Raw genomic sequence first — 15,564 nt, forward strand, 5'->3', positions numbered from 1 at the left:
GCCAGCGCTGCTGCACTACCCCGCGCTCATCGCATCACCCAGATGGAAAATCGGCAGATACATTGCCACCACCAGCGTGCCGATGATAACCCCCGTAACAACCAGGAGCAGTGGCTCCAGAAGCGCCGCCAGGTTGTCTGCCCGTTGAAAGGTCTGTTCCGTGTGATGGCGAGCAAGGTTTGCCAGCATGACGTCCAGCGAACCTGACATCTCACCGGTTCGTAAAAGCTGAATACAGAGCGGGGTAAACATTGCCGCCTTCTGAAAAGATGACCAGACGGGGAGACCTTTTTCAATGTTCTCGCGTATGCTGCGGAGTATTCCCTGCCAGTACCGGCTTTCAACAGTCTCTTCTGCACTTTCAAGCCCCTGTAAGAATGCAATGCCCGCCTGCTGCGTGAGCGACAGTACGGTGAAGATCTGCCCCAGTTTTTGCCCTTTCGCCAGCGCGCCCATTACGGGAAAACTCAGCAGAATACGCTGCCAGCGAGGATGGTGTCGCAGAGGCCAGGCTGCGGTTACGGGAACAAGCAGCATCGCGAACAGCGCAAGGGCATATGACTGCATAAACGCGGCTATCCCCATAACAATTCGCGTCAGCGCCGGAAGCGGGGTATTAAAGGTTTTGTAGATCGCGGCAAATTCGGGCAAAACCAGGGTGACCATTGCCAGCACGACGAGCACGGCCAGCGTCAGGACGATCGCCGGGTAGCGCAGCGCTTTTTTCACCTTCGCGCTGAGCTGCTGCTGCGCTTTTTGCTGCTCTGCAAGCTCTCGGCAGCACGCTTCAAGCTTCCCCGTTAGCTCTCCGGTTTTCACCATTGAGATATGCAGTGGGCTAAAGACTGCTGGCCACCGTTTGAGCGCCTCAGAAAAAGGACAGCCTTCACTGAGTTCATCGGCAACGTTTTGCAGTAGCCCCCGCCACGGTTCTACTGGATGTTGGTCTGCCAGCATTTGCAGACTATGCGCGAGCGTCAGCCCGGCCTGCAGGAGCGTTGCGAGCTGACGAAACATCTCGTAGCAGTGATGTGGACGCCAGCGGTGCCTTTGAGCGCATCGGGTCAGGGCCAGAGGATGGAGGTCGTTACGCATCAGCCTGGTGAAGGCTGCGTTGCGGTCGGTGGCCCAGAGAACCCCGTTTCGGGGTTCTCCTTCAGCGGAGATTGCTCGCCAGCGCCAGAGTTGATTAGCAGCCATCGGGCATACCCAGAACACGCACTAACTCTTCAAGCGTGGTCATCCCTTGTTCAACGGCCATGCAGCCGTGTTCAAACAGCGAGATGAGTCCAGCCTGTCGGGCGCTGGCTTCAATCACCTCGGTGCCTGCCCCGCTGGCAATAGCCTGGCGCAGGGGATTATCGATCGCAAGTACTTCAAAAATAGCCACTCGCCCGTAAAAACCATGATAACAACGATCGCAGCCTGCAGGCTGCCAGCGAGGAAGTTGCCGCGGCCAAATCGAGCGCGGCAGGTCCGTATGCTCCCCTGTTTTCTGTCGGCAGTGCGGGCAAAGGCGCCGAACCAGCCGCTGGGCAATTACCATCGAGAGCGCGGAAGAGATCATCCAGCGCGCCACGCCCATCTGCTCCAGACGAATGAGGGTTTCCGTCGTCGAGTTGGTGTGCAGCGTCGACAATACAAGATGCCCGGTCTGCGCGGCTTTAATGGCAATTTCTGCCGTTTCACCATCGCGAATTTCCCCGACCATAATGATGTCTGGATCCTGACGGAGCAGCGCTCTCAGTACGTTCTGGAATGTTAAGCCCGCGCGGGGATTAACCTGCGTCTGATTTAACCCCGCAAGCGGGATCTCGATGGGATCCTCCACGCTGCAGATGTTGACGTCAGGGGTGTTACGCGCCTGCAGCGCGCTGTAGAGCGTTACGGTTTTGCCGCTGCCCGTCGGGCCGGTGACCAGAATTAGCCCCTGAGGCTGGTGGAGTACCTCATTAAAACAGGCCAGCTGTTTAGCACTCATGCCAAGCGCGTTCGGTTCCAGCGCCTGCTGAACCTGATGTAGCAAACGCAGCACAATTTTCTCACCGCCGTTGCAGGGAAGCGTGGCGATACGAAACGAGACCGGCTCGTTTGTCAGCTCAATCGTAAACTGACCGTCCTGAGGTAAGCGCCGTTCCGCAATATCCAGATTACCCAGCACTTTTAACCGGGCGCTGAGCATCGTCGCCAGCGCGGCGGAAAGGGGAGGCTGCGGATAAAGTACCCCGTCGATACGTAAGCGGATCTGGCACGCGTGCTCCATTGGTTCGATATGGATGTCAGACGCGCGCTGGTTTACTGCCTGCTGCAGCGTATGGTTGAGGATGTCCACCGCGGAGTGGGGTTGCGAAACGACGGGCAGATGCGATTGCGCGGTTAACTGCCGGTGCTTTTCCATGCGTTCAGCGCTCCAGCATTCGATATCAATCCGCTTCTGGGTCGCGAAGCGCAGGGCCTCCATCAGTTCAGGCGCGGGGGTTCCCACGACGGCGATGCTAATCATGTCGCTGTCGCTGGTGAGCAGCAGGGCATGGTGGCGAAGACAAAGCGCCACGAGTTGATCGGTGTTCATTATCCGCTCCTTAGTTAGTGTCGAAGCGGAAGACGTCTTCGCAGGCCTGCTTAAGCGCGCTGTCAGCACTGATATTGCAGTCACGCGTCCAGCCCGTCATACCGTTGCCGTTGCTCCACTGCGGCGTCATGGTTACCGTCAGCCCGTTCAGGCTCTCCTGGCCTGTTAAGGTCACGATCCCTTTCGCCACGCTCATTCCTGAAACGTAACGCGTCGTGGCAGGAGAGGGAATACCGTTACTGCCGGCATCGCAGCTTTCCACGCCGCCGCGATCGAGCGCGCAAAGCTCAATGGCAGTGCGATAGGGAACGAAAGTTTGCAGCATATCGGTGAGAGCTGCTTTACGCAGGTAGTTCTGATAGGCGGGAACGCCGATGGCGCTCAGAATCGCAATGATGCCAATGACCACCATCAGCTCAATGAGTGTGAATCCTTGTTGTCTGTCCATATCTGCTCCTTATGCAAAGTGGCGCTAGTTTGTCAGCGGGACAGGGCAGAAACGAGGGGCAAAAAAGAGAACGAGAAAGGAGCTTCAGAGAATTCATTCCGTGTTGCAGAGAAGGACAATGGATTTGCGAGCGAGGCTGAAATCCCCCTCTCCGGGCAGAGAGGGGAGCGTGCGTTATTTGAAGCGCATTGAGAGATCGAGGGCGCGAACGTGCTTGGTCAGCGCGCCAACGGAGATGTAATCCACGCCGGTTTCGGCGAACTCACGGATCGTCTCGAAATTGACGTTTCCGGACACTTCAAGCTGGGCCCGGCCGTTGGTCAGTTTCACCGCCTCGCGCATCTGCTCCGTCTCGAAGTTATCGAGCATGATGATATCGGCCCCGGCCTTGATCGCCTGCTCCAGCTCTTCCAGGCTTTCAACTTCCACCTCAACCGGCACATCCGGATGCAGCCAGAAGGCCTTTTCCACCGCCTGACGCACGGAGCCAGAAGCAATAATGTGGTTCTCTTTAATCAGGAAAGCATCGGATAAGCCCAGACGATGGTTTGCGCCGCCGCCGCAGAGCACCGCGTACTTCAGCGCCGTGCGCAGGCCCGGCAGCGTTTTGCGGGTATCAAGCAGCTGGGTACGGGTGCCGGCCAGCAGGTCAACGTAGCGGCGCACTTCACTGGCGACGCCAGAGAGCGTTTGGACAAAATTGAGCGCGGTACGCTCGCCGGTCAGTAATACGCGGGAAGGACCGTCCAGCTCGAACAGCGGCTGATTGGCGGTCACTGCATCACCATCATCAACGTGCCATGTCACCTGTACATCGTCACCCGCCAGCTGAGTAAAGACCTCTTCAACCCAACGCTTGCCGCAGAAAACGCCCTCCTCACGGGTGATAATGACCGCGTGCGAGCGTGTCTCTTTTGGCAACAATTGTGCGGTAATATCTTTATCGGCGTTAACGTCACCCCCCAGGTCTTCTTTCAACGCATGGGCGACGCTTGCCGGAATATCCATATTAATACGTTCCAGAAGCGCTTCACGTCGGTGGTCGGGGTTGTAGCGGCGAGGCGGCATGATAAAACTCCAAATTGGTAACGAATCATAATATTGAAACATGCTACTCTGAACCGAGTCATTGCACCATACAGAAGGAGTTCCAGCATGTTGTTAGAAAACGGATGGCTGGTGGATGCGCGGCATGTGCCCTCGCCGCACCACGACTGCCGCCCGGAGGATGAAAAGCCCACACTGCTGGTGGTTCATAATATTAGCCTCCCGCCGGGTGAGTTTGGCGGCCCGTGGATCGATGCGTTATTCACGGGAACGATAGATCCCAATGCTCATCCCTTCTTCGCTGAGATTGCGCATCTGCGCGTGTCGGCTCACTGCCTGATTCGCCGTGATGGTGAGGTGGTTCAGTATGTTCCTTTTGATAAGCGCGCCTGGCATGCCGGGGTATCGATGTATCACGGGCGCGAACGGTGCAACGATTTCTCGATTGGGATCGAGCTGGAAGGCACGGACAGTACCCCCTACACCGATGCCCAGTATCAGCAGCTGGTTGCTATTACCCACACGCTTATCGGACTCTACCCGGCAATCGCCGACAATATTACCGGGCACAGCGATATCGCTCCGGCGAGAAAAACCGATCCCGGCCCGGCATTTGACTGGTCGCGGTTTCGCGCCATGCTTGCCGCATCGTCAGAATAAGGAGATACCATGACGTTGTTTACCATGCTGCTGGTTATCATCGCTGAACGCCTGTTCAAGCTCGGCGAGCACTGGCAACTGGATCACCGGCTGGAGGTGTTATTCCGCCGCATCAAGCACTTTTCCATGCTGCGCACGCTGCTGATGATGGCGGGCGTCATGCTGATTACCTTCCTGCTGCTGCGCTCGCTGTACGGACTCTTTTTCAACGTGCCGCTGCTGGTGGTGTGGATCCTGCTCGGCGTGCTGTGCATTGGTGCGGGCAAGGTGCGTTTGCACTATCACGCCTACCTGAAAGCCGCCTCCCGTGACGATGCCCACGCGCGCGGCGCGATGGCGAGCGAGCTGACGATGATCCACGGCGTGCCGCCGGACTGCGACGAGCGCGAGTTCCTGCGCGAGCTGCAAAACGCGCTGCTGTGGATTAACTTCCGCTACTACCTTGCTCCGCTGTTCTGGTTTGTGGTGGGCGGCCCGTGGGGGCCGGTACTGCTGATGGGCTATTCGTTCCTGCGCGCCTGGCAGACCTGGCTTGCCCGTTATCTGACGCCGCATGAGCGTTTGCTGTCCGGCATTGATGCCATCCTGCACGTGCTCGACTGGCTCCCGGTGCGTCTGGTGGGCGTGGTGTACGCCTTAATTGGCCACGGTGAAAAAGCGCTGCCCGCATGGTTCGCTTCTCTTGGGGACCGCCATACGTCCCAGTACCAGGTGTTGACGCGCCTGGCGCAGTTCTCGCTGGCGCGCGAACCGCATACCGACAAGATCGAAACGCCAAAAGCCGCCGTCTCCATGGCGAAGAAAACCTCGTTTGTGGTGGTGGTGATTGTGGCGCTGCTGACGATTTACGGCACGCTGGTGTAACCCAGCGCGCCGCAGACGCTATAACGTATCCGCAGGCGGGATGCCGAAATCAGGCATCCCGTTTTCGTCCCAGCGGACAAGCTTCAGGCGAGTATGACGGTTCGGATCGTAAAGCGGATCGCCTTCAATTTCGGTGTAATTTCTTGCGTGGTACACCAATACATCTTCCCCTTCCGGCGTTTGCGTAAAGCTGTTGTGGCCAGGCCCGTACTGGCGGTTCTCGTAGCTGGTGACGAAAACCGGGCGAGGGGATTTGTGCCAGTTTGCCGGGTTTTGCGGATCGGCGTTCAGGTCTATCCACAGTAACCCCATGCAGTAGTTCTCATCGGTGGCGCTGGCGGAGTAGCTGATAAACAGCTTATCGCTGTGAACCAGCACCGCCGGACCTTCGTTGACCCAGAAACCACGGCATTCCCAGTCGTATTCTGGCTTGCTGAGCATCACCGGCTCGCCTTTCAGCGTCCACGGGTTCTCCATTTCACACAGATAGAGGTTAGAGTTGCCGGAAATATCCGGGGCTTTTTGCGCCCACAGGTACCAGCGTTTGCCCTGATGAACAAAGGTGGTGGCGTCCAGGGCGAAGGTGTCGAACGGGGTGTTGATTTGCCCTTTCTCGATCCAGGTACCGCTGAGCGGATCGCGGTCCGCACACTCAATCGCAAACATGCGGTGCTGGAACATCCCGAGTGCGTCGAGCGCCTGGGTGTGCGCCGCGGCAAAATAGATGTACCACTTTCCATCAATGTGGTGCAGTTCCGGTGCCCAAATCAGCTGACTCATTGCTCCAACGTCGGGTTTACGCCAGACCACCACTTCTTCGGCATGACGTAAGCCTTCCAGCGAGTCCGCGCGGCGGATCGCCAGCCTGTCGTACTGAGGCACGGAGGCAATAAAATAGTACTGTCCCTCATGGCGTAAAATGTACGGGTCGGCACGTTGTTCGATAAACGGGTTTGGCCAGTTATGCATGCGGCTTTCCTTATTTAGTCTCAGCGGCTTTGAGTTCCTGATAGTCGTTCAGTTCGCGGTAGTTGGTGCGACGCTTTTCCAGATCGGCCTGGATCTGCTTCATGGTTTCGCGGTCCACCTTCAGCAGACGTACCACCCCAGCGGTAATTAAGTATCCAATGCCCGGAATGACGGTAAAGAGCAGCACGATCCCGTTGATGGCGTCCGCGCTTTGCGCTTTTGCGCCCGCGTCATAACCGTACCAGGAGAGCAGGAAGCCGACCATCGCCCCCGCAATCGCCAGGCCCAGTTTCAGGAAGAAGATGTTACCCGAGAAGCTGATCCCGGTGATGCGCTTCCCGGTTTTCCATTCGCCGTAGTCGTCCACGTCGGCCATCAGCGACCAGTGCAGCGGAGACGGGATCTGGTGCAGGATATTAAGCAGGAAATAGAGCACCACGATGGTAACGGTGGCTTTCGGGTCGAAGAAATAGAAGGCGCAGGAGAATGCCGCCAGCACGATATTGGTCCAGAAGAAGACCTTCAGCTTACACCAGCGGTCGGTCAGCACTTTCGCCAGCACGCTGCCAAGCATCATGCCGACAACGCCCAGGCTGATAAACAGCGTGGCGAAGTGTGTGCTCTGGCCCATCACCCAGGTGACGTAATACATGGTCGCCGCCATGCGGATAAAGCCCGGGCAGACGTTGCACAGCGTCAGCAGCAGAATGCGCACCCACTGATCGTTTTTCCACACGTCTTTCAGGTCGTTTTTCAGTTCGTCGTTGGTTTGCACTGCCGGACGCACGCGCTCGCGCACGGTGGCGAAGCAGAACAGGAACATACAGGTACCAATCAGCGCCAGGACGGTCATCGCCATCTGGTAGCCTTTGGCTTTGTTATCCCCGCCAAACCAGTCGGCCATCGGCAGCAGCGTTAAGGAGAGCAGCAGCGTGGCGATGCCGACCAGCACGAAGCGATACGACTGGCAGGCCACGCGCTCTTTTGGATCGTTGGTGATCACTCCACCTAACGAGCAGTAAGGGATGTTGATGGCCGTATAGGTTAACGAGAGCAGGAAGTAGGTGACAAACGCATAGATAACTTTGCTGTTATAGCTCCACTCCGGGGTGGTGAACATCAGAATGCTGAACAGCGCGTAGGGGAACGCAATCCACAGCAGCCATGGACGAAACCGGCCATATTTACTGCGGGTACGGTCGGCAATCGCCCCCATGATCGGGTCCGTTACGGCGTCAATCACGCGGACAGACAGCAGCAGCACGCCGACCAGCGCAGGCGCCAGGCCAAAAATATCCGTATAGAAATAGTTAACAAACAGCATGACGGCGCCGAAGATGATGTTGCATCCCGCGTCGCCCATCCCATAGCCGATCTTTTCTTTTACTGACAGTTTGTTGTTATCCATCGACAGCTCTCCGGTTTACGGTATGGGGAGAATTATTCGCTGGCAAAGGAATATATGCGTTGCAGTATCAGGGCGGTGATATGGATAAATGTGCTGTTGGCGTGAAAGTGTGAAGGAGGTAACAACGCGCGGCACCCTCAAAAACAGGTGCCGCGGCGAGAGGTTTAGTGCGCCTTCATGGCATTACGGCTTTTCTGGCTGAAGAGATAGCCAACGCCAAGGATCGCAATCCAGACCGGGATCAGGTAGACGGAAATCGCCATGCCCGGCGTGATCAGCATGATCACCAGCACGGCCGCCATAAACAGCAGGCAAATCCAGTTACCCAGCGGATAGAGCAGGGCAGGGAAGCGCGTGGTGACGCCCTGCTGCTGTTTCGCGCGGCGGAACTTCATGTGCGCCAGGCTGATCATCGCCCAGTTGATAACCAGAGCGGAGACTACCAGCGCCATCAGCAGGCCAAACGCCGATTCCGGTGCCATGTAGTTAATCAGCACGCACAGCGCGGTCACGATGGCTGAAACAATGATGGTATTCACCGGCACGCCGCGTTTATCCACGTTGAGCAGCATCTTCGGCGCGTTGCCCTGCTGGGCCAGGCCGAACAGCATACGGCTGTTGCAGTATACGCAGCTGTTGTAAACGGAGAGCGCTGCGGTCAGCACCACGATGTTCAGGGCGTTGGCGACAAAGGTATCGCCCAGCTCGTGGAAGATGAGAACAAACGGGCTGGTGTCAGCGGTCACGCGCGTCCACGGCAGCAGGGAGAGCAGCACGGCCAGTGAGCCCACATAGAAGATCAGAATACGGTAGATAACCTGATTTGTGGCTTTCGGAATGCTTTGCTCCGGGTTATCGGCTTCGGCGGCGGTAATACCCACCAGTTCCAGGCCGCCGAAGGAGAACATGATGATCGCCATCATCATCACCAGACCGGTCATGCCGTGAGGCAGGAAGCCGCCCTGTTCCCAGAGGTTACGCACGGTAGCCTGCGGGCCGCCGTTGCCGCTGAACAGCAGCCAGCCACCGAAGATGATCATCGCCACAACGGCAATGACTTTGATAATGGCAAACCAGAACTCCATCTCGCCGAATACTTTTACGTTGGTCAGGTTAATGGCGTTGATAATCACGAAGAAGGCTGCAGCAGACGCCCAGGTGGGGATCTCCGGGTACCAGAACTGAATGTACTTCCCGACGGCGGTCAGCTCGGCCATAGCAACCAGAACGTACAGCACCCAGTAGTTCCAGCCGGAGGCGAAGCCCGCAAAGCTGCCCCAGTATTTATAGGCAAAGTGGCTGAACGAGCCTGCGACCGGCTCTTCAACGACCATTTCGCCAAGCTGGCGCATGATCAGAAAAGCAATGAAACCCGCAATCGCGTAACCCAAAATAATACCCGGACCGGCTGACTGGATAACGGATGCGCTGCCCAGAAACAGGCCGGTACCAATCGCACCGCCCAGTGCGATGAGCTGTATATGGCGGTTTTTAAGTCCGCGCTTTAGCTGATCGCCGTGCTGTTGAGCTTCCATTTGAAACCTCGTGTGTGGTTGTTATGTTCACGCTGTGCGTGTGTAATTATGAAAGTCCATATTCTGTATTTTTTTCTTTACGGTTAAACAAACCGAAAAAAGCGGAGATGACTTCCGTACGCGCCAGAATAGTGGTAAGCGCCTGCGAATGCACCTGCTTTATGAAGGGATGCTGACGACTTGAATAAAAAGAAAGCATTTGTAAATCGGCCCGCTTATTCTTCCTAACCCAACCTATAGAATAGAAATGCTTCTTAAGTGGGCGAATTTTCATTATTTGCCATGTTGAATCGCTTCAGATTGCAAAACCCCTCGTTTCATTATGGTTAAAACTCCCTCTTTGGGAGTAATCAACTCATTTGTGCAAAGTTACATTTCTGAAACGTTATTTCTGTAAGGTTGTTAAAATGTGCAGGGTTTACTGATTTCAATCAAAACCAATATGGACAGAAGGTGAATACTTTGTTACTTTAGCGATACGAACTAGAAATTGGTAAGACCAATTGACTCCGGGCAAAAAGGCGTAAGACAGGGAATATGGCCTACAGCAAAATTCGCCAACCAAAACTATCTGATGTGATTGAGCAGCAGCTGGAGTTTTTAATCCTCGAAGGGACTCTGCGCCCGGGTGAGAAACTTCCGCCAGAACGCGAGCTGGCAAAACAGTTCGACGTTTCACGTCCCTCTCTGCGTGAGGCGATTCAACGCCTCGAAGCAAAGGGCTTGCTGCTTCGTCGCCAGGGCGGCGGAACCTTTGTGCAAAACAGCCTGTGGCAGAGCTTCAGCGATCCGCTGGTAGAACTTCTCTCTGACCACCCAGAATCCCAGTTTGACCTGCTTGAGACCCGTCACGCGCTTGAAGGTATTGCGGCCTATTACGCCGCCCTTCGCAGCACTGATGAAGATCGCGTGCGTATCCGCGAACTGCATCAGGCCATTGAACGGGCACAGCAGTCCGGCGATTTAGACGCCGAGTCCAGCGCCGTTGTCCAGTATCAAATCGCCGTCACCGAAGCGGCACACAACGTGGTGCTCCTCCATCTGCTACGCTGCATGGAGCCGATGCTGGCCCAGAACGTTCGTCAGAATTTTGAATTGTTGTATGCCCGTCGGGAGATGCTCCCGCTGGTAAGCAACCATCGCACCCGAGTATTCGAGGCGATAATGGCCGGGGAGCCGGAGCAGGCGCGCGAAGCGTCGCACCGTCACCTGGCTTTCATTGAGGAAATCTTGCTGGACCGCAGCCGTGAACAATCGCGTCGCGAACGTTCATTACGCCGCATACAGCAACGAAAGGATTAAGCGCCAGGTACTTTTAGAGCGCGGCAACTAAACGCAGAACCTGTCTTATTGTGTTCTTGCCCAAGAGCACAATGGGACAGGTTCCAGACAAATCAACGTATTAGATAGATAAGGAATACCCCCATGTCAGAACGTCTCCAAAATGACGTGGATCCGATCGAAACTCGCGACTGGCTACAGGCGATCGAATCGGTCATCCGTGAAGAAGGTGTTGAGCGCGCTCAGTATCTGATTGATCAGCTGCTTTCTGAAGCTCGCAAAGGCGGCGTGAAGGTTGCTTCAGGTGCAGGGGCTAGCAACTACGTAAACACGATTGCCGTTGAAGACGAACCGGAATACCCGGGCAATCTGGATCTGGAACGTCGTATCCGTTCTGCAATCCGCTGGAACGCCATCATGACCGTTCTGCGCGCGTCCAAGAAAGACCTGGAACTGGGTGGCCACATGGCGTCCTTCCAGTCTTCTGCGACCATTTACGAAGTGTGCTTCAACCACTTCTTCCGTGCAGCGAACGAGAAAGACGGCGGCGATCTGGTGTACTTCCAGGGCCACATCTCTCCGGGCATCTATGCACGTGCATTCCTGGAAGGTCGTCTGACTGAAGAACAGATGAACAACTTCCGTCAGGAAGTTCACGGTAAAGGTCTGTCTTCTTACCCGCACCCTAAACTGATGCCTGAATTCTGGCAGTTCCCGACCGTATCTATGGGTCTGGGCCCAATCGGTGCGATCTACCAGGCGAAATTCCTGAAGTATCTGGAACACCGTGGTCTGAAAGACACCTCCGAGCAGACCGTTTACGCCTTCCTGGGCGACGGCGAAATGGATGAGCCAGAATCTAAAGGCGCGATCACTATCGCGACCCGTGAAAAGCTGGACAACCTGTGCTTCATCATCAACTGTAACCTGCAGCGTCTGGATGGTCCGGTAACCGGTAACGGCAAGATCATCAACGAACTGGAAGGCATCTTCGCAGGTGCTGGCTGGAACGTGATCAAAGTCATGTGGGGTTCCCGCTGGGACGAACTGCTGCGTAAAGACACCAGCGGTAAACTGATCCAGCTGATGAACGAAACCGTTGACGGCGATTATCAGACCTTCAAATCCAAAGACGGTGCCTACGTGCGTGAGCACTTCTTCGGCAAATATCCAGAAACCGCAGCGCTGGTTGCAGACTGGACTGATGAGCAGATCTGGGCCCTGAACCGCGGTGGTCACGATCCGAAGAAAATCTACGCTGCACTGAAAAAAGCGCGTGAAACCAAAGGTAAAGCGACTGTAATCCTGGCCCACACCATCAAAGGTTACGGCATGGGTGATACCGCAGAAGGTAAAAACATCGCTCACCAGGTTAAGAAAATGAACATGGACGGCGTGCGCTATATCCGCGACCGTTTCAACGTTCCAGTGACCGATGAGCAGGTAGAAAACCTGTCTTACATCACCTTCCCGGAAGGCTCTGAAGAGCACAAGTACCTGCACGAACGTCGTCAGGCGCTGAAAGGCTACCTGCCAGCTCGTCAGCCTAACTTCACCGAGAAGCTGGAACTGCCAGCGCTGGAAGACTTCTCTCAGCTGCTGGAAGAGCAGAACAAAGAGATCTCTACCACTATCGCTTTCGTTCGTGCCCTGAACGTGATGCTGAAGAACAAGTCGATCAAAGATCGCCTGGTGCCAATCATCGCCGACGAAGCGCGTACTTTCGGTATGGAAGGTCTGTTCCGTCAGATCGGTATCTACAGCCCGAACGGCCAGCAGTACACCCCGCAGGACCGTGAGCAGGTTGCATACTACAAAGAAGACGAGAAAGGTCAGATTCTGCAGGAAGGTATCAACGAGCTGGGCGCAGGCGCATCCTGGCTGGCTGCTGCGACTTCATACAGCACCAACAACCTGCCGATGATTCCGTTCTACATTTACTACTCCATGTTCGGGTTCCAGCGTATCGGTGACCTGTGCTGGCAGGCAGGCGACCAGCAGGCTCGCGGCTTCCTGATCGGTGGTACTTCTGGTCGTACGACTCTGAACGGTGAAGGTCTGCAGCACGAAGATGGCCACAGCCACATTCAGTCTCTGACTATCCCTAACTGTATCTCTTACGACCCGTCCTACGCGTACGAAGTTGCTGTCATTATGCATGACGGCCTGCAGCGCATGTACGGTGAAGCGCAAGAGAACATTTACTACTACATCACCACTCTGAACGAAAACTACCACATGCCGGCAATGCCAGCAGGTGCCGAGGAAGGTATCCGTAAAGGTATCTACAAACTCGAAACCATTGAAGGTAGCAAAGGTAAAGTTCAGCTGCTGGGCTCCGGTTCTATCCTGCGTCACGTGCGTGAAGCAGCGCAGATCCTGGCGAAAGACTACGGTGTGGGTTCCGATGTTTACTCTGTGACTTCCTTCACCGAACTGGCGCGTGATGGCCAGGATTGTGAGCGCTGGAACATGCTGCACCCAATGGAAACCCCACGCGTACCGTACATCGCTCAGGTGATGAACGACGCGCCAGCGGTGGCGTCTACTGACTATATGAAACTGTTCGCTGAGCAGGTTCGTACTTACGTTCCAGCTGATGATTATCGCGTTCTGGGTACTGACGGCTTCGGTCGTTCTGACAGCCGCGAAAACCTGCGTCACCACTTCGAAGTTGATGCTTCTTACGTGGTTGTAGCAGCACTGGGCGAACTGGCTAAACGTGGCGAAATCGATAAGAAAGTGGTTGCGGACGCAATTACCAAATTCAACATCGATGCAGAAAAAGTTAACCCGCGTCTGGCGTAAGAGGTAAAAGAATAATGGCTATCGAAATCAATGTACCGGACATCGGGGCTGATGAAGTTGAAATCACCGAGATCCTGGTCAAAGTGGGCGACAAAGTTGAAGCTGAACAGTCGCTGATCACCGTAGAAGGCGACAAAGCCTCTATGGAAGTCCCGTCTCCTCAGGCTGGCATCGTTAAAGAGATCAAAGTCTCTGTTGGCGATAAAACCGAGACCGGTAAACTGATCATGATTTTCGATTCCGCCGACGGTGCAGCAGCTGCTGCACCTGCGCAGGAAGAGAAGAAAGAAGCCGCTCCGGCCGCCGCTGCTCCAGCACCTGCCGCGGCAGCGAAAGACGTTAACGTGCCTGACATCGGCGGTGACGAAGTTGAAGTTACCGAAATCCTGGTGAAAGTGGGCGATACCGTTGCGGCCGAGCAGTCACTGATCACCGTAGAAGGCGACAAAGCCTCTATGGAAGTACCTGCGCCATTCGCCGGTACCGTAAAAGAGATCAAGATCAACACCGGCGACAAAGTGTCTACCGGGTCGCTTATCATGATCTTCGAAGTGGCGGGCGCTGAAGGCGCTGCGGCTCCAGCGAAAGCGGAAGCTGCTCCAGCTCCGGCTGCTGCACCAGCGGCTGCTGGCGGCGTGAAAGACGTTAACGTACCGGACATCGGCGGTGACGAAGTTGAAGTCACCGAAGTGATGGTGAAAGTGGGCGACAAAGTTGCCGCTGAACAGTCACTGATCACCGTTGAAGGCGACAAGGCTTCTATGGAAGTCCCTGCGCCGTTCGCCGGTACCGTTAAAGAGATCAAAATCAGCACCGGCGACAAAGTGTCTACCGGCTCTCTGATCATGGTCTTCGAAGTGGAAGGCGCTGCGCCTGCCGCAGCTCCGGCTGCCGCGGCTGCTCCAGCACCGGCTGCTGCACCGGCTCAGGCTGCTAAACCAGCCGCTGCCCCTGCTGCAAAAGCAGAAAAATCAGAGTTCGCTGAAAACGACGCTTACGTCCACGCGACTCCGCTGATTCGTCGCCTGGCGCGCGAATTCGGCGTGAACCTGGCGAAAGTGAAAGGGACCGGCCGTAAGGGGCGTATCCTGCGCGAAGACGTTCAGGCCTACGTGAAAGACGCGGTGAAACGCGCCGAAGCTGCACCAGCTGCAGCCGCTGGCGGCGGTATCCCGGGCATGCTGCCATGGCCGAAAGTGGACTTCAGCAAGTTCGGCGAAATCGAAGAAGTGGAGCTGGGCCGTATCCAGAAAATCTCTGGTGCGAACCTGAGCCGTAACTGGGTGATGATCCCGCACGTTACCCACTTCGACAAAACCGATATCACCGATCTGGAAGCGTTCCGTAAACAGCAGAACGCCGAAGCTGAGAAGCGTAAACTGGACGTGAAATTCACCCCAGTGGTCTTCATCATGAAAGCCGTTGCCGCTGCTCTGGAGCAGATGCCACGCTTCAACAGCTCCCTGTCCGAAGACGGCCAGAAGCTGACGCTGAAGAAATACATCAATATCGGTGTTGCGGTAGATACGCCTAATGGTCTGGTTGTTCCGGTCTTCAAAGACGTGAACAAGAAGAGCATCACTGAGCTGTCCCGTGAACTGACCACCATCTCCAAGAAAGCGCGTGATGGTAAGCTGACTGCCGGCGAAATGCAGGGCGGCTGCTTCACTATCTCCAGCATCGGCGGCCTGGGTACCACCCACTTCGCACCGATTGTTAACGCGCCGGAAGTGGCTATCCTCGGTGTGTCCAAGTCCGCGATGGAGCCGGTGTGGAATGGCAAAGAGTTCGTGCCGCGTCTGATGATGCCAATCTCTCTGTCCTTCGACCACCGCGTGATCGACGGTGCTGATGGTGCGCGTTTCATTACCATCATCAACAACATGCTGAGCGACATTCGCCGCCTGGTGATGTAATCGAAAAGCCGGCCAGTCGGCCGGCTTTTTTCTGATAATCTCATGGTGTTTGTGAG

13 protein-coding genes are annotated in these 15,564 nt (G+C 55.7%); 5 read left to right on the forward strand and 8 right to left on the reverse strand.

Features of this window, described 5'->3' with window-relative positions; genetic code table 11:
* Positions 1–15: 15 nt before the first annotated feature.
* The 4 genes from hofC to nadC form a co-directional block, all read right to left on the reverse strand.
* Positions 16–1,200, reverse strand: coding sequence for a protein transport protein HofC (hofC, locus tag APT89_RS19315; protein WP_041911240.1), 1,185 nt, complete (start codon positions 1,198–1,200; stop codon positions 16–18).
* Positions 1,190–2,572 carry a type II secretion system protein GspE gene (gene gspE, locus APT89_RS19320; RefSeq protein ID WP_041911239.1) on the reverse strand — a complete coding sequence of 461 codons (1,383 nt, stop codon included), beginning with the start codon at positions 2,570–2,572 and terminating at the stop codon, positions 1,190–1,192. The genes hofC and gspE overlap by 11 nt, the downstream gene beginning before the upstream one ends.
* A 10-nt stretch (positions 2,573–2,582) precedes the next feature.
* Positions 2,583–3,020 carry a prepilin peptidase-dependent pilin gene (gene ppdD / locus APT89_RS19325; protein ID WP_045259464.1) on the reverse strand — a complete coding sequence of 146 codons (438 nt, stop codon included), beginning with the start codon at positions 3,018–3,020 and terminating at the stop codon, positions 2,583–2,585.
* A 174-nt stretch (positions 3,021–3,194) separates the two neighbouring features.
* Positions 3,195–4,088 (reverse strand): carboxylating nicotinate-nucleotide diphosphorylase, encoded by an 894-nt coding sequence (gene nadC, locus APT89_RS19330; RefSeq protein WP_041911237.1) that lies wholly within the window; start codon positions 4,086–4,088, stop codon positions 3,195–3,197.
* 87 nt (positions 4,089–4,175) lie between these two features.
* On the opposite strand from nadC, the gene ampD reads away from it, so the two are divergent.
* Together ampD and ampE are read left to right on the forward strand one after the other, a co-directional pair.
* Positions 4,176–4,727: a 1,6-anhydro-N-acetylmuramyl-L-alanine amidase AmpD gene (ampD, locus tag APT89_RS19335; RefSeq protein WP_041911236.1), complete on the forward strand. Its 552-nt coding sequence runs from the start codon at positions 4,176–4,178 to the stop codon at positions 4,725–4,727.
* A 9-nt stretch (positions 4,728–4,736) separates the two neighbouring features.
* Positions 4,737–5,591: a beta-lactamase regulator AmpE gene (gene ampE, locus APT89_RS19340; protein WP_041911235.1), complete on the forward strand. Its 855-nt coding sequence runs from the start codon at positions 4,737–4,739 to the stop codon at positions 5,589–5,591.
* Positions 5,592–5,609: 18 nt separating this feature from the next.
* Here ampE and APT89_RS19345 read toward each other — a convergent pair whose 3' ends face one another.
* The 4 genes from APT89_RS19345 to APT89_RS19360 form a co-directional block, all read right to left on the reverse strand.
* Positions 5,610–6,560, reverse strand: coding sequence for a glycoside hydrolase family 43 protein (locus APT89_RS19345; protein ID WP_060573317.1), 951 nt, complete (start codon positions 6,558–6,560; stop codon positions 5,610–5,612).
* A 10-nt stretch (positions 6,561–6,570) separates the two neighbouring features.
* Complete coding sequence (locus APT89_RS19350) at positions 6,571–7,968, reverse strand: glycoside-pentoside-hexuronide (GPH):cation symporter (protein ID WP_060573319.1); 1,398 nt, start codon at positions 7,966–7,968, stop codon at positions 6,571–6,573.
* A gap of 164 nt (positions 7,969–8,132) precedes the next feature.
* Positions 8,133–9,503 carry an aromatic amino acid transporter AroP gene (gene aroP / locus APT89_RS19355; RefSeq protein WP_028015528.1) on the reverse strand — a complete coding sequence of 457 codons (1,371 nt, stop codon included), beginning with the start codon at positions 9,501–9,503 and terminating at the stop codon, positions 8,133–8,135.
* Positions 9,504–9,549: 46 nt separating this feature from the next.
* On the reverse strand, positions 9,550–9,777 hold the full coding sequence (locus APT89_RS19360; protein WP_082632956.1) for a hypothetical protein: 228 nt from the start codon (positions 9,775–9,777) through the stop codon (positions 9,550–9,552).
* Positions 9,778–10,040: 263 nt separating this feature from the next.
* Between APT89_RS19360 and pdhR the strand changes: the two genes are divergently transcribed.
* From pdhR to aceF, 3 genes are all read left to right on the forward strand, one after another.
* Entirely contained in the window at positions 10,041–10,805 is a 765-nt protein-coding gene (pdhR, locus tag APT89_RS19365; protein ID WP_006173806.1) for a pyruvate dehydrogenase complex transcriptional repressor PdhR, read from the forward strand.
* Between the two features lie 123 nt (positions 10,806–10,928).
* Positions 10,929–13,592, forward strand: a complete 2,664-nt coding sequence (aceE, locus tag APT89_RS19370) for a pyruvate dehydrogenase (acetyl-transferring), homodimeric type (RefSeq protein ID WP_041911233.1) — start codon at positions 10,929–10,931, stop codon at positions 13,590–13,592.
* Positions 13,593–13,606: 14 nt separating this feature from the next.
* A complete protein-coding gene (gene aceF, locus APT89_RS19375; RefSeq protein ID WP_060573322.1) occupies positions 13,607–15,508 on the forward strand; it encodes a pyruvate dehydrogenase complex dihydrolipoyllysine-residue acetyltransferase in 1,902 nt (633 codons plus the stop codon).
* Positions 15,509–15,564: the final 56 nt, after the last annotated feature.

The sequence above is a fragment of the Enterobacter sp. 50588862 genome (genome assembly GCF_001462935.1).
Classification (GTDB): Bacteria; Pseudomonadota; Gammaproteobacteria; order Enterobacterales; family Enterobacteriaceae; genus Enterobacter; species Enterobacter bugandensis.

Bases quoted from the DNA above. Each gene is read 5' to 3' on its own strand.
- gspE (WP_041911239.1), bottom strand. From the start codon at position 2,572: ATGAACACCGATCAACTCGTGGCGCTTTGTCTTCGCCACCATGCCCTG.
- pdhR (WP_006173806.1), top strand. From the start codon at position 10,041: ATGGCCTACAGCAAAATTCGCCAACCAAAACTATCTGATGTGATTGAG.
- APT89_RS19360 (WP_082632956.1), bottom strand. From the start codon at position 9,777: ATGAAAATTCGCCCACTTAAGAAGCATTTCTATTCTATAGGTTGGGTT.
- ampD (WP_041911236.1), top strand. From the start codon at position 4,176: ATGTTGTTAGAAAACGGATGGCTGGTGGATGCGCGGCATGTGCCCTCG.
- aceF (WP_060573322.1), top strand. From the start codon at position 13,607: ATGGCTATCGAAATCAATGTACCGGACATCGGGGCTGATGAAGTTGAA.
- aroP (WP_028015528.1), bottom strand. From the start codon at position 9,503: ATGGAAGCTCAACAGCACGGCGATCAGCTAAAGCGCGGACTTAAAAAC.
- APT89_RS19350 (WP_060573319.1), bottom strand. From the start codon at position 7,968: ATGGATAACAACAAACTGTCAGTAAAAGAAAAGATCGGCTATGGGATG.
- nadC (WP_041911237.1), bottom strand. From the start codon at position 4,088: ATGCCGCCTCGCCGCTACAACCCCGACCACCGACGTGAAGCGCTTCTG.
- APT89_RS19345 (WP_060573317.1), bottom strand. From the start codon at position 6,560: ATGCATAACTGGCCAAACCCGTTTATCGAACAACGTGCCGACCCGTAC.
- aceE (WP_041911233.1), top strand. From the start codon at position 10,929: ATGTCAGAACGTCTCCAAAATGACGTGGATCCGATCGAAACTCGCGAC.
- ppdD (WP_045259464.1), bottom strand. From the start codon at position 3,020: ATGGACAGACAACAAGGATTCACACTCATTGAGCTGATGGTGGTCATT.
- ampE (WP_041911235.1), top strand. From the start codon at position 4,737: ATGACGTTGTTTACCATGCTGCTGGTTATCATCGCTGAACGCCTGTTC.
- hofC (WP_041911240.1), bottom strand. From the start codon at position 1,200: ATGGCTGCTAATCAACTCTGGCGCTGGCGAGCAATCTCCGCTGAAGGA.